Source organism: Pseudomonas medicaginis (genome assembly GCF_965119365.1).
GTDB lineage: Bacteria > Pseudomonadota > Gammaproteobacteria > Pseudomonadales > Pseudomonadaceae > Aquipseudomonas.
Genome location: NZ_OZ221631.1, coordinates 909,440 through 929,816 on the forward strand (window position 1 = coordinate 909,440; position 20,377 = coordinate 929,816).

Below are 20,377 nucleotides of genomic sequence, written 5' to 3' on the forward strand. Positions count from 1 at the left end.
TTCGTCACGTCGCTCTTGCGCGTTTTTTGTCCAAGTTGCGCGCCTGGCGCAGGCATTTTCTGCTTCACTCAAGGCCAGCCCGAAAGCTGGCCGCCCGGACCATAGGGGAATGGCGTAATGGCAACGGTAGACCGCTGGCTGCTGCCAGATGGCATCGAAGAAGTACTGCCACCGGAAGCTGCGCGTATCGAAGTAGCGCGTCGGCAGGTGTTGGATCTGTTCCAGAGTTGGGGTTACGAGTTCGTCGTCACCCCCCATATCGAGTACCTGGAATCCCTGCTCACCGGCGCGGGCCAGGACCTGGATCTGCGCACCTTCAAGGTGATCGACCCGCAGTCGGGCCGGCAGATGGGCTTTCGTGCCGACATCACGCCGCAGGTGGCGCGTATCGACGCCCACACCCTGCGCCGTGAAGGTCCGAGCCGCCTGTGCTACGCCGGCAGCGTGCTGCATGCCCAGCCGCGTGCCTTGTCGTCTTCGCGCAGCCCGATCCAGCTGGGCGCCGAGTTGTATGGCGATGCCAGCCCGAGCAGTGACGTCGAAGTCATCAGCCTGATGTTGGCCATGCTGCAACTGGCGGATGTGCCGGATGTCCACATGGACCTGGGACATGTCGGCATCTATCGCGGCCTGGCCCGTGCGGCCGGTTTGTCCGGCGAAGTGGAGCAGCAGTTGTTCGATGCCCTGCAACGCAAGGCCATCGATGAAGTCATCAGCCTGACCGAGGGCCTGCCGACCGATCTGTCGGGCATGCTGCGGGCGCTGGTGGACCTGTGCGGCGGGCGTGAAGTATTGGCCGCTGCCCGTGAGCGCCTGGCCCATGCGCCGGCCCCGGTGTTGGCAGCACTGGACGATTTGCTGGCGATTGCCGAGCGTCTGTCGGTGCGCTTCCCCGAGTTGCCGCTGTATTTCGACCTGGGCGAGTTGCGCGGTTACCACTATCACACCGGTGTCGTGTTCGCGGTGTTCGTCCCGGGCGTGGGCCAGTCCATTGCCCAGGGCGGCCGTTACGACGATATCGGTGCCGACTTTGGTCGTGCCCGTCCGGCGACCGGTTTCTCTACCGATTTGAAAACCCTGGTGACCCTGGGGCGTGCTGAAGTCGAGCTACCGTCTGGCGGTATCTGGATGCCTGACAGTACGGATGCGGCACTCTGGCAGGCAGTCTGCCAGTTGCGCAGTGAGGGTCAGCGTGTCGTCCAGGCTTTGCCTGGGCAACCTTTGGCCGCCGCCCGTGAAGCGGACTGCGACCGACAATTGATTCAGCAGAACGGGCTTTGGCAAGTATTGCCGCTGGCTTCTTGAGTTTTCCCGCCGGCCGCGGCCGGCGCCAAGTTTGCGCGAATGAGGACAAGTGTTATGGGTAAGAATGTCGTAGTCCTGGGCACCCAGTGGGGTGATGAGGGCAAAGGCAAGATCGTTGATCTGCTGACCGAACATGCTGCCGCCGTAGTGCGCTACCAGGGTGGCCACAACGCAGGTCACACCTTGGTGATCGACGGTGAAAAAACCGTCCTGCACCTGATTCCGTCGGGCGTGCTGCGCGAAGGCGTACAGTGCCTGATCGGCAACGGTGTGGTGGTGGCGCCCGATGCCTTGCTGCGGGAGATCATCAAGCTGGAAGAAAAAGGCGTGCCAGTGCGCGAGCGCCTGCGTATCAGCCCGTCCTGCCCGCTGATCCTGTCTTATCACGTCGCGCTGGACCAGGCTCGTGAAAAGGCCCGTGGCGAGCTGAAGATCGGCACCACCGGTCGTGGCATCGGCCCGGCCTACGAAGACAAGGTGGCCCGTCGTGGCCTGCGCATCGGTGACTTGTTCCACCGTGAGCGTTTCGCCGCCAAGCTGGGCGAGTTGCTGGACTACCACAACTTCGTCCTGGTCAATTACTACAAAGAACCGGCCATCGACTTCCAGAAGACCCTGGACGAGTGCATGGAATACGCCGAGCTGCTCAAGCCGATGATGCTCGACGTCACTGCCGAGCTGCACGAGCTGCGTCGTGCTGGCAAGGACATCATGTTCGAAGGTGCCCAGGGTTCGCTGCTGGACATCGACCACGGTACCTACCCGTACGTCACCAGCTCCAACACCACCGCCGGCGGCATCGCCACGGGTTCGGGTTTCGGTCCGATGTACCTGGACTACATCCTGGGCATCACCAAGGCCTACACCACTCGCGTGGGTTCGGGTCCGTTCCCGACTGAGCTGTTCGACGACGTCGGCGCCTTCCTGGCCAAGCGTGGCCACGAATTCGGCGCTACCACCGGCCGTGCCCGTCGTTGCGGTTGGTTCGATGCCGTCATCCTGCGTCGCGCCATCGACGTCAATAGCATCTCGGGCCTGTGCCTGACCAAGCTGGACGTGCTGGACGGCCTGGAGACCATCAACATCTGTGTGGGCTACAAGAACCAGGACGGCGCTGTCATCGACGCGCCGACCGACGCCGACAGCTACATCGGCCTGGAGCCGGTGTACGAGCAGATGCCAGGCTGGACCGAGTCGACCGTGGGCGCCAAGACCCTGGAAGAACTGCCAGTGGCGGCCCGCAACTACATCAAGCGTGTCGAAGAGTTGGTCGGTGCGCCGATCGACATTATTTCGACGGGGCCGGACCGCAACGAAACCATCGTTCTGCGTCATCCGTTTGCCTGATAAGTTCTTGATGTAAAACAAAAAGGGCCCGCGCTGGGGCCCTTTTTCGTTTCTGCCTGTCGGGCGGCACGACACTTGCTTTGCAACTTCATTAAGGCACCGCTTTCTCGAGTGCCATCAAATTAATGGCGTTTGGTAGAGGGATTTCACGTGTCGGCCGTTCTCTCACTGTTACAAAGCCGTTTGTTGCGGCCTGTGTTCGTTACCCTGGGTATCGCCCTTTTGGTGCAGGTATTGGTGGCCGTTGCGCTGACCCGAAGCACCGTCACGGCGCTGGAAGCCGACCTGGGTGCGCGGCTGGGGGCGGATAGCCAGAAGCTCTCCGCCGAGCTGGAGCAGGCTGGGCGCGAAGTCACGTCGAGCCTGGACAGTCTGTCCTCCAATACCCGTCAGCGGCTCAATGCCGGGCTGTCCGCTCGCCTGAAGGACGAGCAGGCGCAATTGCGTGGGACATTGGAGAAAGACCTGAGGGATTCCGCCAATGATATGGCGCAACTCCTGGCTTCCGTTGCACCGCGTGCCATGTGGGATAACGACGTACCTACCCTCTCTGAGTTCGCCCGTCGGGCCCAGCGCAATCCCAACGTGCTGTTCGTCATCTATGACGACGCCGCGGGCGAGCACCTGACGCGCTACTTGAACCGGGAAAACCCGATCAACAAGGCGCTGCTGGAAAAAGGCAAGGGCGAGCGGGCGCTGGACAAGGTGCTGGACGCGGCGAAGAGCGATCCATCGGTGTATTACCTCGAGGCCTCGATCAACCCCAATGGCGTGGAGATCGGCAAGGTCTTGATGGGGGTTTCCACGGCTTCCGTTGAAACCGATCTGAAGGCGCTGGACCAGCGTTTTTCGGCCTTGATCGCCAGCAGCGACCAATTGGTCGGTGACAGCCTCAAGGGGGCGGCGGCCGACAGTGCCACTGCCATGCGCGGTCGCCTGGAGTCGGCCCAGGCCACGGCCACGCAGATGCAGACCAATACCGCCAGCACTGTGCAGGATGCTGCGGGCACCTTGCGCTGGCGCATCGGCCTGGGCTTGGCGCTGGTGGGCTTCGGCGTGCTGGTGCTGCTGGCCGTGGTGCTGGGGCGTCGGGTGGTCAATCGCTTGAAGCTGCTGATCGCGGCCATGAACGACCTCGCGGCGGGTGAGGGTGACCTGACCAAGCGCGTGCAGATCAACAGCAAGGACGAAATTGGCGACATGGCTTCGGCGGTCAATCGGTTTGTGGATAAGTTGCAGCCCATCGTGCGCGAGGCGGGCGATGTGGCCCAGCGTACCGGTGTGGAAATCGGAGCGATGACCTTGCGCAACTCCGGGGCCGATGCGGCGGCGGGGATGCAGCGTGATGAGGTGGCCGAGAGCCTGCGCGCGCTGTCGCAAATGGCGGACGAGGCTCAATCGGAAAGTCAGGCGATGCAGGCGGCGCTGCAGCAAGTGGTGGAGATTCGCCAGGCCACCGATGAAAACACGCGTACGTCGGCCAAGGTCGGCGGTTTGATAGAGGCCTTGGCCGGACAGGTCGACACCGGGGCGAAAGTGATCGAGCGGCTGGCGCAACAGAGTGAACAGATTGAAGTGGTGCTGACGGTGATTCACGGCATCGCCGAACAGACTAACTTGTTGGCCTTGAACGCGGCCATCGAGGCGGCGCGGGCCGGGGAAACCGGGCGCGGCTTTGCAGTGGTGGCAGACGAAGTGCGAGCGTTGGCAAGCAAGACCCAAAGCTCCACGGGCGATATCCAGGCGCACATCGTGGCCTTGCAGCAAGGGGCCAGGGAGGCGGTCGCCGCTATCGGCCAGGCCGGGCGCCAGGCCAGTGAAGGCTTGCTGGTGCTTCGTGACAGCGCGCGGTTGCAGCAGTCGGTGCAGGCGTCCGTCGAGCAGGTGCATGCGGCCATCGGCCTGGCGACTCAGGCCGCAGCTCATCAGGCCCAGGGCGCGCAAGCGGTGCGCGGGCGCGTGGAAACCATCCATGCCCAGGCCGAGAAGGCGGCCCAGGCCGTGGTCGAGACCACCGCCAGCGGCAAGGTGCTCGACAGCCTGGCTGCGCAGTTGAAGGCAAGCCTGGGGCAGTTCCGGGCCTGATCTCGCGGCTGGGCTGGCCTCATCGCGAGCAAGCTCGCTCCCACAAGGATCGCAGTGAACAGAGATCCACTGGGGGAGCGAGCTTGCTCGCGATAGCGATTTCAGCGACTCGAATATTTCCAGGGCCCAGGAACGCAAAAACCCGCTTTCGCGGGTTTCTGTGAGGTTCAAGGCCGTAGCCTTGAAGCAAGAATTGGTGCCCAGAAGAAGACTCGAACTTCCACGACCTTGCGGTCACCAGCACCTGAAGCTGGCGTGTCTACCAATTTCACCATCTGGGCAGCATCTTCAGCGTTGCCGCTGTTGATGTGGCGCACTATACGGAGCGCGTTTTGATCTGTAAACCCCTGTTTTTGTTTTAGTAATTGCCTGGCGGTATTTCAGGAGGGCAGAAATGCAAAAACCCGCTTTCGCGGGTTTCTGTGAGCTTCAAGGTGAGTCGCCTTGAAGCTTGAATTGGTGCCCAGAAGAAGACTCGAACTTCCACGACCTTGCGGTCACCAGCACCTGAAGCTGGCGTGTCTACCAATTTCACCATCTGGGCAGTATCGGCAACGTGTGTGCGTCGTCGATGGCGCGCACTATACGGAGCGTCTTTTTAACTGTAAACCCCTCTGGAGAAAAAAACCGCTAAATTTTATGGGCGGTGCTTTCCGGGGCTTCAAAGGCAGGCCAAGTGACCCTGGAAACGCTATCGGATGCTTGAAATTTCCCGTTTCATTAAGCCTATGCCAAACTAACCCGCATATAGACAAGGTGAAAACTCTCTAATGGCCGATTGGCAGTCCCTCGATCCCGAGGCCGCTCGTGAAGCGGAAAAATATGAAAACCCTATTCCTAGCCGTGAACTGATCCTGGCGCATCTCGCCGATCGGGGTTCGCCTGCTAGCCGCGAGCAGTTGGTCGAAGAGTTCGGTCTGACCACCGAGGACCAGCTCGAAGCCCTGCGCCGCCGTCTGCGCGCCATGGAGCGCGACGCTCAACTGATCTACACCCGGCGCGGTACCTATGCACCGGTGGACAAGCTCGACCTGATCCTGGGCCGCATCGCCGGCCATCGCGATGGCTTCGGCTTCCTGATTCCGGACGACGGCAGCGACGACCTGTTCATGAGCCCGGCGCAAATGCGCCTGGTGTTCGACGGCGACCGGGCCCTGGCCCGCGTGTCCGGCCTGGACCGTCGTGGTCGCCGTGAAGGCGTGATCGTCGAAGTGGTGTCCCGTGCCCACGAGTCCATCGTTGGCCGTTACTTCGAAGAAGGCGGTATCGGTTTTGTTGTACCGGATAACCCGAAGGTCCAGCAGGAAGTGCTGATTACCCCGGGCCGTAACGGCGCCGCCAAGGTGGGGCAGTTCGTCGAGGTGAAAATCACCCACTGGCCAACCGCGCGCTTCCAGCCACAGGGCGATATCGTTGAAGTGGTCGGCAACTACATGGCGCCGGGCATGGAGATCGACGTTGCGCTGCGCACCTACGACATTCCTCACGTCTGGCCCGAGGCTGTGCTCAAGGAAGCCGCCAAGCTCAAGCCGGAAGTCGAAGAGAAAGATAAAGAAAAACGCATCGACCTGCGCCATTTGCCGTTCGTTACCATCGACGGCGAAGATGCCCGCGACTTCGACGATGCGGTCTACTGCGAAGCCAAACCCGGCAAGCTGCGCCTGTTCTCCGGCGGTTGGAAGTTGTTCGTCGCGATCGCCGACGTGTCCAGCTACGTGAAGATCGGCTCGGCCCTGGATAACGAAGCCCAGGTGCGCGGCAACTCCGTGTATTTCCCTGAGCGCGTGATTCCGATGCTGCCTGAGCAACTGTCCAACGGACTGTGCTCGCTGAACCCGAAAGTCGACCGTTTGGCCATGGTGTGCGAGATGACCATCTCCAAAACCGGCGAAATGACCGACTACCAGTTCTACGAAGCGGTGATCCACTCCCAGGCGCGCCTGACCTACAACAAGGTCAGCACCATCCTGGAAACGCCGAAGACCAGTGAAGCCAAGGCACTGCGTACCGAATATGCTGGCGTGGTGCCGCACCTCAAGCAGTTGTACTCGCTGTACAAGGTGTTGCTGGGTGCCCGTCACGTGCGTGGCGCGATCGATTTCGAGACCCAGGAAACCCGGATTGTCTTCGGTTCCGAGCGCAAGATCGCCGAAATCCGCCCGACCGTGCGCAACGACGCACACAAGCTGATCGAGGAATGCATGCTGGCGGCCAACGTGGCCACCGCCGAATTCCTCAAGAAGCACGAGATCCCTGCGTTGTACCGCGTGCACGACGGCCCGCCGCCGGAGCGTCTGGAAAAACTGCGTGCCTTCCTCGGCGAGCTCGGCCTGTCCCTGCACAAAGGCAAGGACGGCCCGACGCCGAAGGACTACCAGGCACTGCTGGCCAGCATCAAGGACCGTCCGGATTACCATGTGATCCAGACCGTGATGCTGCGCTCCCTGAGCCAGGCGGTGTACAGCGCCGACAACCAGGGCCACTTTGGTCTGAATTACGAGGCGTACACCCACTTCACCTCGCCGATCCGCCGTTACCCGGACCTGCTCACGCACCGCGCGATCCGCAGTGTGATCCACTCCAAGCAGAACACCCCGCACGTCAAGCGCGCCGGTGCCATGACCATTCCGAAGGCACGGATCTATCCGTACGACGAAGCGGCCCTGGAACAGTTGGGCGAGCAGTGCTCCATGAGCGAACGCCGCGCCGACGAAGCCACCCGCGACGTGGTGAACTGGCTCAAGTGCGAGTTTATGAAAGACCGCGTGGGCGAGTCGTTCCCAGGGGTGATCACTGCAGTGACCGGCTTTGGTTTGTTTGTCGAGCTGACCGACATCTACGTCGAGGGCTTGGTGCACGTTACCGCCTTGCCGGGTGACTACTACCACTTCGATCCTGTGCACCACCGCCTGGCGGGCGAGCGTACCGGTCGCAGCTTCCGCCTGGGCGACACCGTGGAAGTGCAGGTCATGCGCGTCGACCTCGATGAACGCAAGATCGACTTCGGAATGTCTGACAAGCCCGCTGAAGCACCCACTGGCCGTAAAAAGCGTGGCAACGAGACCGCCGCGCCTGCGACCAAAGGTAAGGGTGCTCCTGCAAAAACCGCAGAGCCTGAGCCAGCCAAGGCCGGTCGCCGTTCGTCTGTCAAGGACAAGGCTCCCGAAGCTTACCGCCCCAGCGACGCTGCGGCGAAAAATGCCGAGCTGCGCAAGAGCCGCGAGTTGAAGCAGCAGTTGCTCAACGAAGCCAAAAGCGGTGGTAAAGCGGCGTCTGGGGGAAAGTCCCACGGGGCGGAAAAGCCGTCGAGCAAGCCGAGTAAACACCGTAAAGGTCCGCCAAAAGCGGGGTCGGCCCCCACGAAAAGCGGCGGGTCGCGCAAACCTAAGGCCAAGTCATGAGTCTGGAAAAAATCTACGGTGTGCATGCCGTAGAAGCACTGCTGCGTCACCACCCCAAGCGTGTCAAGCAAGTGTGGTTGGCGGAAGGTCGCAGCGAGCCGCGTGTGCAAGCGCTGGTGGAACTGGCCACCCAGAACAAGGTTGCCATCGGCCAGGCCGAGCGGCGTGAAATGGACGTGTGGGTCGAAGGCGTGCACCAGGGGGTCGTGGCTGAAGTCAGCCCGAGCCAGGTCTGGGGCGAGGCGATGCTCGACGAGTTGCTCGATCGTACCGAAGGCGCACCCCTGCTGCTGGTGCTGGACGGCGTGACCGATCCGCACAACCTAGGCGCCTGCCTGCGTTCGGCGGATGCCGCCGGTGCGTTGGCGGTCATCGTGCCTAAAGACAAATCGGCGACCCTGACGCCAGTGGTACGTAAAGTCGCCTGCGGCGCGGCGGAAGTCATCCCGTTGGTGGCGGTGACCAACCTGGCGCGCACCCTGGAAAAACTCCAGCAGCGCGGCTTGTGGGTCGTGGGCACGGCGGGCGAGGCCGAGGTCAGCATTTATGACCAGGACCTGACAGGCCCGACGATCCTGATTATGGGCGCCGAAGGCAAGGGCATGCGCCGCCTGACCCGCGAGCATTGCGACTACCTGGTCAAGCTGCCGATGGCGGGTAGCGTCAGCAGCCTCAACGTTTCGGTGGCCACTGGGGTGTGCCTGTTCGAGGCGCTGCGCCAGCGTAGCGTCAAGGCTGTCGCCAAAAAGCCTTAAGTCAGACGCAAGTCAAATGAGGGAGCGGGCTTGCTCGCGAAAGCGTTGGATCAGTTGATATCGATGTTGACTGACACGCCGCTTTCGCGAGCAAGCTCGCTCCCACAGTGTTTTGTGTAAGGGCAAGGATCGGCGGTTGTTCAAATAATCGCCAATTGCCTTGCGCCGCCCTCGGCCCTTCTCTACAATTGCGCCCCTTGCTGTGATGGCAGGCACTTATGTGTCTAGCGTCCACAAGTCCATAAGTGTCATTCACTCCTTGTCTGACCGTTTTTGAGCGGCAGGCTACAACCCGTAAGGAGCATTCATGCGTCATTACGAAATCATCTTTTTGGTCCACCCGGATCAAAGCGAGCAAGTCGGCGGCATGGTTGAGCGTTACACCAAGCTGATCGAAGAAGACGGCGGCAAAATCCACCGTCTGGAAGATTGGGGCCGTCGTCAACTGGCCTACGCAATCAACAATGTTCACAAGGCTCACTACGTGATGCTGAACGTTGAGTGCACTGGCAAGGCCCTGGCCGAGCTGGAAGACAACTTCCGCTACAACGATGCAGTGATCCGTAACCTGGTCATCCGTCGCGAAGAAGCCGTCACCGGCCAATCCGAGATGCTCAAGGCTGAAGAAAACCGCAGTGAGCGCCGTGAGCGTCGCGACCGTCCTGAGCACTCTGACAGCGCCGATGGCGATGACAGCGATAGCGACAGCGACAACAGCGATAACGCTGACGAGTAATCCACGGACCTTTTAAGGAGCCAATCACATGGCACGTTTCTTCCGTCGTCGTAAATTCTGCCGCTTCACCGCTGAAGACGTGAAAGAGATCGATTACAAAGATCTCAACACTCTGAAAGCCTACGTATCCGAGACCGGCAAAATCGTTCCAAGCCGTATCACCGGTACCAAAGCTCGTTATCAGCGTCAGCTGGCCACCGCTATCAAGCGCGCCCGCTTCCTGGCCCTGCTGGCCTACACCGACAGCCACGGCCGCTGAGACCGGGCAGTCGACGAGTAGTAAGGGATTGAATGCATGCGCGCCTTAGCTGACTTCATCATGCGGGGACGTGTGCAGGCCACGCTGGTCGTGGCCGGATCCGCGGCATTGCCGCTGTTGTTCTGGTTGAGTGCCGCCGCTGGATGCCTTGTGCTTCTGCGGCGTGGTTCGGACGCCTTGGGCGTCCTGGGTATCGGGTTGCTGTCAGCGTTGGTGAGCTGGTATTTCCTGAAGGACCCGACAACACTGCTGGTGTTGCTCGGGGCTTGTGGCCTGGCGTTGGTTTTGCGCGCCGGACATACCTGGAACCGCGTGCTGCTATGCAGCGTGGCCGTGGGGTTGTTGTGTGCGGTGAGCCTGGGAACTGTCTTCAGTTCCTTCATCGAGTCACTGGCGCAGACGTTCGAACACGTCCTGCCGCTGGCGATGGGTGAGGTCTACGAGACATTCTCGGCAGACCAGAAGGCGTTTCTCACCGCCCTGAGCGCTCCGCTGATGATCATTTCGATAGCGTCTTCGCTGCAGATCTTTAGCGTGCTGTGCCTGATTCTTGGGCGCTATTGGCAGGCGTCGTTGTATAACCCCGGTGGTTTCGGTCGCGAGTTTCGCGCCATCCGATTCCCCAAGAGCGTGGCGCTGTCACTGCTGGCCGTCATGTGTGTGGCTCCGTTCTTCGGGCTGCATGCACTGATCCTGTTGCCGTTGTGCAGTGTTGCGCTGGTCTTCGCCGGCCTGGCCCTGATTCACGGGCTGGTGGCGCAGAAGCGACTGGCCACGTTCTGGCTGGTGGGGATATACGTGACGTTGTTGCCTTTCATGCACTTGCTCGGTCCGTTGCTCGTGGTCTTGGCCATCGTTGACAGCCTGATTGATTTTCGCGGTCGTATGGCGCCGAAAGACGCCGACAACGCGAACGGTGAAGGTTAAAAGTTAGAGGATTTTCACATGCAACTGATCCTTCTGGAAAAAATCGCCAACCTGGGCAACCTGGGCGACAAAGTAAACGTTAAGGCCGGCTACGGTCGTAACTACCTGCTGCCTTTCGGCAAGGCCACCGCTGCGACCGCTGCCAACCTGGCTGCGTTCGAAGAGCGTCGCGCCGAGCTGGAAAAAGCCGCCGCAGACCGTAAGACATCGGCTGAAAGCCGTGCTGCCCAACTGGCCGAGCTGGAAGTGACCATCACTGCCACCGCTGGCGACGAAGGCAAGCTGTTCGGTTCGATCGGTACTCACGACATCGCTGACGCACTGACCGCCTCCGGCGTTGAAGTCGCGAAAAGCGAAGTTCGTCTGCCGAACGGCACCATCCGCAACGTAGGTGAATTCGACGTAGCCGTGCACCTGCACGCCGAAGTTGAAGCCACCGTACGCGTTGTCGTGGTAGCAGCCTAAGCAACACCTGTCGGCTGGCACCCTCGGGTGCTTGCCGGTAACATCGGGCACGATCCTGTTTACAGGTCGTGCCCTTTGTCTTTCTGTAATTGCTGAATTTCATAACCAGACGTGGCCATGAACGAAATCACCGCTCCCGAGCAATACGATCTGCAAACCGCTGCCCTGAAGGTGCCTCCGCATTCCATCGAGGCCGAACAGGCCGTGCTCGGTGGCTTGATGCTGGATAACAACGCCTGGGAACGCGTGCTCGATCAAGTCTCCGACGGCGATTTCTACCGGCATGACCACCGCCTGATTTTCCGTGCGATCGCCCGGCTGGCCGATCAGAACATGCCGATCGACGTCGTCACCCTGGCCGAGCAATTGGACAAGGAAGGGCAGACGTCCCAGGTCGGCGGCCTCGGTTACCTGGGCGAGTTGGCAAAAAACACGCCGTCGGTCGCGAACATCAAGGCCTACGCGCAGATCGTGCGCGAGCGGGCGACCTTGCGCCAGTTGATCGGCATCAGCACCGAGATCGCCGACAGCGCTTTCAACCCGGAAGGCCGCACCGCCGCCGAGATCCTTGACGAAGCCGAGCGGCAGATTTTCCAGATCGCCGAGGCCCGGCCGAAAACCGGTGGCCCGGTGAGCGTCAACGACCTGTTGACCAAGGCCATCGACCGCATCGACACCTTGTTCAACACCGACAACGCCATCACTGGCCTGTCCACCGGCTACACCGACCTCGACGAGAAGACCAGCGGCCTGCAGCCGTCCGACCTGATCATCGTCGCCGGCCGTCCATCCATGGGTAAGACCACCTTTGCGATGAACCTGGTGGAGAACGCCGTGCTGCGCAGCGACAAGGCGGTGCTGGTGTACTCCCTCGAGATGCCAGGCGAATCGCTGATCATGCGTATGCTCTCGTCCCTGGGGCGTATCGACCAGACCAAAGTTCGTTCCGGCCAACTGGAAGACGACGACTGGCCGCGACTCACCTCGGCGGTCAACCTGCTCAACGACCGCAAGTTGTTCATCGACGATACCGCTGGTATCAGCCCGTCGGAAATGCGTGCCCGGACCCGGCGCCTGGTGCGTGAACACGGTGATATCGCGCTGATCATGATCGACTACCTGCAGTTGATGCAGATCCCTGGTTCCAGTGGCGACAACCGGACCAACGAGATTTCCGAGATCTCTCGTTCCCTCAAGGCCCTGGCCAAGGAATTCAACTGCCCGGTGGTAGCGCTTTCCCAGTTGAACCGTTCCCTGGAACAGCGCCCCAACAAGCGTCCGGTGAACTCCGACTTGCGGGAATCCGGAGCGATCGAGCAGGACGCCGACGTCATCATGTTCGTGTACCGCGACGAGGTGTATCACCCCGAGACGGAACACAAGGGCATCGCCGAAATCATCATCGGCAAGCAGCGGAACGGCCCGATCGGCTTCATCCGCCTGGCGTTTATCGGCAAGTACACGCGCTTCGAAAACCTGGCGCCGGGTAGCTACAATTTCGATGATGATGAGTAAGTTCTTCGTCGTCTGATCCGGCCTTATCGCGAGCAAGCTCGCTCCCACCCTGGAATGCATTCCGCTGTGGGAGCGAGCTTGCTCGCGATAAGTGCGCCGCCGATTTCCGACCATAGCCGTCGGAATTGGTCAAAATTTGTGCTATATTCCGCGCCCGCGATTTTTCATCCTTTATACCGGTCATCGACATGCAAGCAGCCAAGCCGTTATTTGACTATCCCAAGTACTGGGCCGAATGTTTCGGCCCGGCGCCATTCCTGCCCATGAGCAGGGAGGAGATGGATCAGCTTGGCTGGGATTCGTGCGACATCATCATCGTGACCGGTGATGCCTACGTCGACCACCCGTCGTTCGGCATGGCCATCATCGGCCGTTTGCTGGAAGCCCAGGGCTTTCGCGTCGGGATCATCGCCCAGCCGAACTGGCAGTCTAAAGACGACTTCATGAAGCTTGGCGAGCCCAACCTGTTTTTCGGTGTCGCGGCCGGCAACATGGACTCGATGATCAACCGCTACACCGCTGACAAGAAAATCCGTTCCGACGACGCCTACACCCCGGGTGGCCTGGCGGGTAAACGACCGGATCGCGCGAGCCTGGTCTATAGCCAGCGCTGCAAGGAAGCCTACAAGCACGTGCCCATCGTCCTCGGCGGCATCGAAGCCTCCCTGCGTCGCATCGCCCATTACGATTACTGGCAGGACCGGGTGCGCAACTCGATCCTGATCGACGCCTGCGCCGACATCCTGCTCTATGGCAACGCCGAGCGGGCCATTGTCGAAGTCGCCCAGCGCCTGTCCTACGGCCACAAGATCGAAGACATCACGGACGTACGCGGCACGGCCTTCATCCGTCGTGATACGCCGCAAGGCTGGTACGAAGTCGATTCCACGCGCATCGACCGTCCGGGCAAGATCGACAAGATCATCAACCCGTATGTGAATACCCAGGACACTGCTGCCTGCGCCATCGAGCAGGAGAAGGGGCCGGTCGAGGATCCGAGCGAAGCCAAGGTCGTGCAGATCCTGGCGAGCCCGAAAATGACCCGTGACAAGACCGTGATTCGCTTGCCATCGGTGGAAAAAGTCCGTGGCGACGCGGTGCTCTACGCCCATGCCAACCGAGTGTTGCACCTGGAAACCAACCCAGGCAACGCCCGCGCCCTGGTGCAGAAGCACGGTGAAGTCGACGTCTGGTTCAACCCGCCGCCCATTCCGATGACCACTGAGGAAATGGACTACGTGTTTGGCATGCCTTACGCACGTGTTCCCCATCCGGCGTACGGCAAGGAAAAGATCCCGGCCTACGAGATGATCCGTTTCTCGGTGAACATCATGCGCGGCTGCTTCGGCGGCTGCACGTTCTGCTCGATCACCGAGCACGAAGGCCGGATCATCCAGAACCGTTCCGAAGAGTCGATCATTCGCGAGATCGAAGAGATCCGCGACAAGGTCCCGGGCTTCACCGGGGTCATTTCCGACCTCGGCGGCCCGACCGCCAACATGTATCGCATTGCCTGCAAGAGCCCGGAGATCGAATCCGCGTGCCGCAAGCCGTCGTGCGTGTTCCCCGGCATCTGCCCGAACCTGAACACCGACCATTCTTCGCTGATCCAGCTGTACCGCAGCGCCCGGGCATTGCCTGGGGTGAAGAAGATCTTGATTGCCTCGGGCCTGCGTTACGACCTGGCGGTCGAGTCGCCGGAGTATGTCAAGGAGCTGGTGACCCACCACGTTGGCGGTTACCTGAAGATCGCGCCGGAGCACACCGAGGAAGGCCCGCTCAACCAGATGATGAAGCCGGGCATCGGCAGCTATGACAAATTCAAGCGGATGTTCGAGAAGTACACCAAGGAAGCCGGGAAAGAGCAGTACCTGATTCCGTACTTCATCGCCGCCCATCCGGGCACCACCGACGAAGACATGATGAACCTGGCGCTGTGGCTCAAGGGCAACGGTTTCCGGGCCGACCAGGTGCAGGCGTTCTATCCGTCGCCGATGGCCACGGCCACGGCCATGTACCACTCGGGCAAGAACCCGCTGCGCAAGGTCACCTACAAGAGTGACGGGGTGACCATCGTCAAGAGCGAAGAGCAGCGCCGCCTGCACAAGGCCTTCCTGCGTTATCACGACCCCAAGGGCTGGCCGATGCTGCGCGAAGCGCTGACCCGCATGGGCCGCGCCGACCTGATCGGGCCGGGAAAGAATCAATTGATTCCGTTGCACCAGCCGGCCACCGACAGCTATCAGAGCGCCCGTCGCAAGAACTCGACGCCGGCTGGCAGCCACAAAGTGGGCAAGGAAACCACCAAGATCCTGACCCAGCACACCGGCCTGCCGCCGCGGGCCAGCGATGGCGGCAACCCGTGGGACAAGCGCGAGCAGGCCAAGGCCGCGGCATTCGCCCGCAACCAGCAAGCCGCCAAGGAGCGCAAGGACGCCGCCAAGGGCAAGGGACCGAAACCGGCGCGCAAGCCGGTCGTGCCGCGCTGATCGCCTAGCCGCATCGCAAAACGCCAGCCTGAGTGCTGGCGTTTTGCTTTCTAGCGGGGGTGCTGGCCGTTTGTTATCGTGGCGACCGCCAATATCAGCCAGCAGGCGCAATAAAGCCGAACACCACAAGGTTCAGTGTGGATAAAGACTCACTTCCAATTTTCAAGGACGATTCATATGGGCAGCGCTACAACGGGCATCGGCATGGACCTGAGCTTTTCCCAGTTCATGGCCCGCAAACGCATCGAAAGCCAGATCAACCTGCCGCGCCTGTTTGCTGCCATTGACGCCGATCCTGGCATTGCCGGGGCGGGGGTGGTGTATGTCGATTCCGAATACAACGTCGTGACCCTGCGCGAGTTCAAGCCGATTTGCAGCATCGCGCCCAAGCGCATCATTCTGCGCGAGGCGAAAAAATACATCGCGCCGCAGCAGTTCATCGATCAGGTCAAAAGCAGCCCCCGCGAGTCCAAGCTCGGACTTGAAGCATCCAATGCCGGCTTGTCCTGTGTCGCCGCGGTGATCGGTTGGGTGGTGGTGTTCAGTGGCAGCGTCGCGGTGCCCTTTACGGCGGGGGCAAGTGCTTTTGTCGTTGCCCTGGGCGCCGCTGCCGCGACGGCCAGTACCGCGCAATGCGTCATTGGCGGGATGCGGGTGGCCAATGAGCTGACCAATCCGACGGGCAACGATGAGATGAACGACGCCGACTGGTACAACATCGTGTCGCCGATCCTTGACGGGGTTTCCCTGGTGGGGGTCGGTGGCTCGGCTCTGACGACTGTCCGGCTGCTCAAGGCCAACAAGGCGGCTGCCACTGGAAAGAGTTGGTATCAGTTGCTCAAGGGGCTGAATCGGCAGGAGCGCAGCAAGCTGACCAAGGAGCTGTTGACGCTCAAGGACCCGAGCCTGACCGCGAAGCTGCTCAAGCTGCAGCAACGCGCGGGAGCCTTGCCCAAACGTTATTCTTCAGCGCAAATCAGGCATGCGACGCTGACGCAGATAAAGGACTCCCTCGGAGGCGCGCTGGGGGTCATTGGCAGTTATACCGGCGATGGCGCCGTGAAGACGGTTGCCGTCGGGCTGTACGAGGAGTTCACGGAATGATCGGGGGCGGATCGCTGAAGCCATTCCTCGCCCGTTATTTTCCGGTGTTCATGGGGACCATCCTGCTGGGCTGCTTTTCCGGGTCCACGCTGCTTGTGTTGGCCGGGACCACTTATTGGCGTGCCCTGGAACCGTCAGCCAGGACCGACTATGTCGGGTTCGGCACGTTGGCCCTGGTGCTCGTCCTGGTCCTGGGCAATCTCTTGATCGCTCGCGGGCGCGCCTGGGCGGTCTGGTGGGTGGCGGGGTATTTCCTGGCCTGTCTGGCGGCGGTGCTGCCGACGTTCGCTTATGGCGCGCATCGGGGCGTGTATCTATTCGCTGTGCTGTTGCCACTGCTGGGGCTGTTACTGCTCAACAGCAAGCGTCATCGGGAAATGCGCAGCAAACTCGTCGAGATCCGCCACCAACGCGCGCTGATCATCCAGGCCGCCAAGGCCTCACGCCCACGTCGCTGAGTCGATTCGCGCCGCATTTATGTGCATGGCTTTGCAGATGAATTCGGGCATCGCGCGTTTTTAGTGCTCTACTGCCTTGAGTAGACAAAGAAAGTGTCCGGCCTGCCTGCATGGCATAAGTCTTGCGCCGCTTTCGATAACGCCCAGGCTCGCAGGAGGCACGTCGTGTCGATCCATGTCGCATTGCATCACGTCACGCATTACCGCTACGACCGCGCGGTCGAACTCGGCCCGCAGATCGTTCGCCTGCGCCCGGCGGCCCACAGCCGTACACGGATTCTTTCCTATGCGCTGAAGGTTTCGCCAGAGCAGCATTTCATCAACTGGCAGCAGGATCCCCAGGGCAATTACCTGGCGCGGCTGGTGTTTCCCGAGAAAACCCGGGAGATGCGGATCGAAGTCGATTTGCTGGCGGAAATGGCAGTGTTCAATCCATTCGACTTCTTTCTCGAACCCTACGCCGAGAAGATCCCCTTCGCCTACGCGGCCGATGAGCGCAAGGAGCTGGCGCCCTACCTTGAAACCCTGCCGTTGACGCCGAAATTCCAGGCCTATCTGGACGGCATCGACCGCACGCCGTTGCCGGCGGTGGATTTTTTGGTGGCGCTCAACCAGCGCCTGAGCGAAGACATCAACTACCTGATTCGCATGGAGCCGGGCGTGCAGACCCCGGAGCACACCCTTGAGCACGCGTCCGGCTCGTGCCGCGACTCGGCCTGGCTGTTGGTGCAGTTGTTGCGCAACCTCGGCTTGGCCGCGCGTTTCGTTTCCGGTTACCTGATCCAGTTGACCGCCGACGTAAAAAGCCTCGATGGCCCGTCCGGCACTGACGTGGACTTCACCGACCTGCATGCCTGGTGCGAGGTCTACCTGCCCGGTGCCGGTTGGATCGGCCTGGATGCGACGTCCGGGTTGTTCGCCGGTGAAGGCCACATCCCGTTGGCGTGCAGTCCCGATCCGTCCTCGGCGGCCCCGATCAGTGGTTTGGTGGAGCCTTGCGAGTGTGAGTTCAGCCACGAAATGTCCGTCGAGCGGGTCTGGGAAGCGCCGCGGGTGACCAAGCCTTACACCGACGCACAGTGGCTGGCGATCCAGGCACTGGGGCGCCAGATCGATGCCGACCTGTTGGAGGGCGACGTGCGCCTGACCATGGGGGGCGAACCGACTTTTGTCTCCATCGATGACCCGGACGGTGCCGAGTGGAACACCGCGGCACTCGGGCCGGATAAACGCCGGCTCTCCGCCGAGCTGTTCCAGCGCATGCGCAATCACTATGCGCCCAAGGGGCTGGTGCATTTCGGCCAGGGCAAGTGGTACCCCGGCGAGCAATTGCCGCGCTGGTCGCTCAACTGCTATTGGCGGCGCGACGGGGTGCCGATCTGGCACAACAGCGCGTTGATTGCCGATGAGCAGGAGGACTACGGCGCCGATGGCGAACTGGCTGGGCGCTTCCTGGCGAGCGTTGCCGAGCGCTTGAAAATCCCTACACGGTTTGTGTTTCCGGCCTACGAAGACAACTTCTATTACCTCTGGCGCGAAGGGGCATTGCCTTCGAATGTCACGGCCGAAGACCCACGCCTGGAGGACGCCCTGGAGCGTGCGCGGTTGCGCAAGGTCTTCAGCCAGGGCCTGGATAAAGTGATCGGCCAGGTCCTGCCGTTGGCCCGCACCGCCAAGGGGGATCAATGGCAAAGCGGTCGCTGGTACCTGCGGGATAACCACTGCCGCCTGGTGCCGGGGGATTCGCCCCTGGGCTATCGCTTGCCGCTGGCGTCCCAGCCTTGGGTGACGGCGGCCGAATACCCGTTCATCCACCCCACCGACCCGAACCAGGACTTGCCCGAACTGCCCGGCACCGAGGAACTGGCGCGTCACGGCGAGCCGGCCGCCGAGCAGGAGCGTGTCCCACAGATCGACAAATCCGCCGACTGGCTGACCCGCACCGCCTTCTGTGCCGAGGCCCGCGATGGTCGACTCTACCTGTTCATGCCGCCGCTGGAGCGGGTCGAGGATTACCTGGAGCTGGTCAGCGCCATTGAGGCGACGGCTGAGGAACTGCGCTGTCCGGTGCTGTTGGAAGGCTACGAGCCGCCGAGCGACCCGCGTCTGAGCAATTTCCGTATCACCCCCGACCCGGGTGTGATCGAGGTCAACGTGCAACCCTCGGCGACCTGGGATGAGTTGGTCGAGCGCACAGAGTTTTTATACGAAGAGGCGCGACAGACCCGCCTGACCACCGAAAAATTCATGATCGACGGCCGGCACACCGGCACCGGCGGCGGGAACCATTTCGTACTGGGGGGCGCGACACCGGCTGACTCACCGTTCCTGCGGCGTCCCGACTTGCTGCGCAGCCTGATCAGTTACTGGCATAACCACCCGTCGTTGTCCTACCTGTTTTCCGGGTTGTTCATCGGCCCGACCTCCCAGGCGCCCCGCGTGGACGAGGCGCGCAACGACGCCTTGTACGAACTGGAAATCGCTTTCGCGCAAATGCCACAGCCCGGCGAAGAGTGCCCGCCGTGGTTGGTGGATCGCTTGCTGCGCAACCTGTTGATCGACGTCACGGGCAATACGCACCGTGCCGAATTCTGCATCGACAAGCTCTACTCTCCGGACGGCGCCACCGGGCGTCTTGGCCTGTTGGAGTTGCGTGCGTTCGAGATGCCACCCCACGCCCGCATGAGCCTGGCCCAGCAATTACTGCTGCGGGCGCTGGTGGCGCGGTTCTGGCGAGAGCCTTACGCACCGGCGAAGCTGGCGCGCTGGGGCACTGAGCTGCATGACCGTTTCCTGTTGCCGCACTTTATCGAGCAGGATTTTGCCGACGTCATCCACGAACTGAACGCTGCTGGCTACCCGCTGCGGGCCGAGTGGTTCGCCGCGCATCTGGAGTTCCGTTTCCCCAAGGTGGGCGATTACGCGGTCAGTGGCATCGAACTGCAATTGCGCCAAGCCCTCGAGCCTTGGCACGTGCTGGGGGAAGAGGGCGCGGTGGGGGGCACCGTGCGCTATGTGGATTCCTCCCTGGAGCGTTTGCAGGTCAAGCTCAGCGGCCTGGCGCCGCAACGCTACCTGCTGACCTGCAATGGCGTGCCGGTGCCGTTGCAACCCACCGGTCGGGTCGGCGAGTTCGTCGCCGGGGTGCGTTTCCGCGCCTGGCAACCGGCCAACTGCCTGCAACCGACCATCCCGGTGCATGCGCCGCTGGTCTTCGATGTGCTCGACACCTGGATGCAACGCTCCGTGGGCGGCTGCCAGTATCACGTGGCTCATCCGGGCGGGCGCAACTATGACAGCCTGCCGGTGAATGCCAACGAGGCCGAGAGCCGGCGCATGGCGCGTTTCTTCCGTCTCGGACACACGCCTGGGAAGCTGCCGATCCCGAGCCTGGCCGTGGATGACGAGTTTCCACTCACGCTCGATCTGCGCCGGTTCCAGGGGCGTTAAAGAGGTAAGCGAACCCCGTGGCGAGTGCGCTTGCTGCCGCGGGGCTGCGCAGCGGCCCTGAAACCTGACGACCCGGTGTGT

General features: G+C 61.6%; 14 protein-coding genes, 2 tRNA genes and 1 pseudogene. 15 read left to right on the forward strand and 2 right to left on the reverse strand.

The features are described 5' to 3' along the window. Positions 1-117: 117 nt before the first annotated feature. The 4 genes and pseudogenes from ACMTA2_RS03955 to ACMTA2_RS03970 all read left to right on the forward strand — a co-directional run bounded on the left by ACMTA2_RS03955 (position 118) and on the right by ACMTA2_RS03970 (position 4,737). Positions 118-1,305, forward strand: a complete 1,188-nt coding sequence (locus ACMTA2_RS03955; RefSeq protein WP_413793807.1) for an ATP phosphoribosyltransferase regulatory subunit — start codon at positions 118-120, stop codon at positions 1,303-1,305. Positions 1,306-1,359: 54 nt separating this feature from the next. Further along, positions 1,360-2,652: an adenylosuccinate synthase gene (locus tag ACMTA2_RS03960; protein WP_003186407.1), complete on the forward strand. Its 1,293-nt coding sequence runs from the start codon at positions 1,360-1,362 to the stop codon at positions 2,650-2,652. A gap of 1,125 nt (positions 2,653-3,777) precedes the next feature. Further along, positions 3,778-3,831: pseudogene (locus tag ACMTA2_RS03965) on the forward strand (hypothetical protein); the annotation flags it as partial. Positions 3,832-4,032: 201 nt separating this feature from the next. After that, positions 4,033-4,737, forward strand: a complete 705-nt coding sequence (locus tag ACMTA2_RS03970; protein ID WP_371128541.1) for a methyl-accepting chemotaxis protein — start codon at positions 4,033-4,035, stop codon at positions 4,735-4,737. Positions 4,738-4,931: 194 nt separating this feature from the next. Here the strand turns inward: ACMTA2_RS03970 and ACMTA2_RS03975 are convergent. Together ACMTA2_RS03975 and ACMTA2_RS03980 are read right to left on the reverse strand one after the other, a co-directional pair. Further along, positions 4,932-5,018: transfer RNA gene (locus tag ACMTA2_RS03975), tRNA-Leu, on the reverse strand. Between the two features lie 176 nt (positions 5,019-5,194). Then, positions 5,195-5,281, reverse strand: a tRNA-Leu gene (locus tag ACMTA2_RS03980). Between the two features lie 226 nt (positions 5,282-5,507). Between ACMTA2_RS03980 and rnr the strand changes: the two genes are divergently transcribed. The 11 genes from rnr (at position 5,508) to ACMTA2_RS04035 (ending at position 20,296) form a co-directional block, all read left to right on the forward strand. Further along, the gene (gene rnr / locus ACMTA2_RS03985) at positions 5,508-8,138 is read left to right on the forward strand and encodes a ribonuclease R (RefSeq protein ID WP_413793808.1); all 2,631 of its coding nucleotides are present in this window, start codon (positions 5,508-5,510) and stop codon (positions 8,136-8,138) included. After that, positions 8,135-8,893 carry a 23S rRNA (guanosine(2251)-2'-O)-methyltransferase RlmB gene (gene rlmB, locus ACMTA2_RS03990; protein ID WP_122567301.1) on the forward strand — a complete coding sequence of 253 codons (759 nt, stop codon included), beginning with the start codon at positions 8,135-8,137 and terminating at the stop codon, positions 8,891-8,893. The genes rnr and rlmB overlap by 4 nt, the downstream gene beginning before the upstream one ends. 307 nt (positions 8,894-9,200) lie before the next feature. After that, positions 9,201-9,629, forward strand: a complete 429-nt coding sequence (rpsF, locus tag ACMTA2_RS03995; RefSeq protein ID WP_003186395.1) for a 30S ribosomal protein S6 — start codon at positions 9,201-9,203, stop codon at positions 9,627-9,629. 28 nt (positions 9,630-9,657) lie between these two features. Then, positions 9,658-9,888, forward strand: coding sequence for a 30S ribosomal protein S18 (gene rpsR / locus ACMTA2_RS04000; RefSeq protein WP_002551829.1), 231 nt, complete (start codon positions 9,658-9,660; stop codon positions 9,886-9,888). 36 nt (positions 9,889-9,924) lie between these two features. Then, positions 9,925-10,815 carry a YybS family protein gene (locus ACMTA2_RS04005; RefSeq protein WP_413793809.1) on the forward strand — a complete coding sequence of 297 codons (891 nt, stop codon included), beginning with the start codon at positions 9,925-9,927 and terminating at the stop codon, positions 10,813-10,815. Positions 10,816-10,833: 18 nt separating this feature from the next. Then, a complete protein-coding gene (gene rplI / locus ACMTA2_RS04010; protein ID WP_413793810.1) occupies positions 10,834-11,280 on the forward strand; it encodes a 50S ribosomal protein L9 in 447 nt (148 codons plus the stop codon). Between the two features lie 117 nt (positions 11,281-11,397). Continuing rightward, positions 11,398-12,795 carry a replicative DNA helicase gene (dnaB, locus tag ACMTA2_RS04015; protein ID WP_027911801.1) on the forward strand — a complete coding sequence of 466 codons (1,398 nt, stop codon included), beginning with the start codon at positions 11,398-11,400 and terminating at the stop codon, positions 12,793-12,795. Between the two features lie 188 nt (positions 12,796-12,983). After that, positions 12,984-15,284: a YgiQ family radical SAM protein gene (locus ACMTA2_RS04020; protein ID WP_186707857.1), complete on the forward strand. Its 2,301-nt coding sequence runs from the start codon at positions 12,984-12,986 to the stop codon at positions 15,282-15,284. 177 nt (positions 15,285-15,461) lie between these two features. Continuing rightward, positions 15,462-16,388, forward strand: a complete 927-nt coding sequence (gene ssp4 / locus ACMTA2_RS04025; protein WP_413793811.1) for an Ssp4 family T6SS effector — start codon at positions 15,462-15,464, stop codon at positions 16,386-16,388. After that, complete coding sequence (locus tag ACMTA2_RS04030; protein ID WP_413793812.1) at positions 16,385-16,846, forward strand: hypothetical protein; 462 nt, start codon at positions 16,385-16,387, stop codon at positions 16,844-16,846. The genes ssp4 and ACMTA2_RS04030 overlap by 4 nt, the downstream gene beginning before the upstream one ends. A 165-nt stretch (positions 16,847-17,011) precedes the next feature. After that, positions 17,012-20,296: a transglutaminase family protein gene (locus tag ACMTA2_RS04035; RefSeq protein ID WP_413793813.1), complete on the forward strand. Its 3,285-nt coding sequence runs from the start codon at positions 17,012-17,014 to the stop codon at positions 20,294-20,296. Positions 20,297-20,377 lie beyond the last annotated feature (81 nt).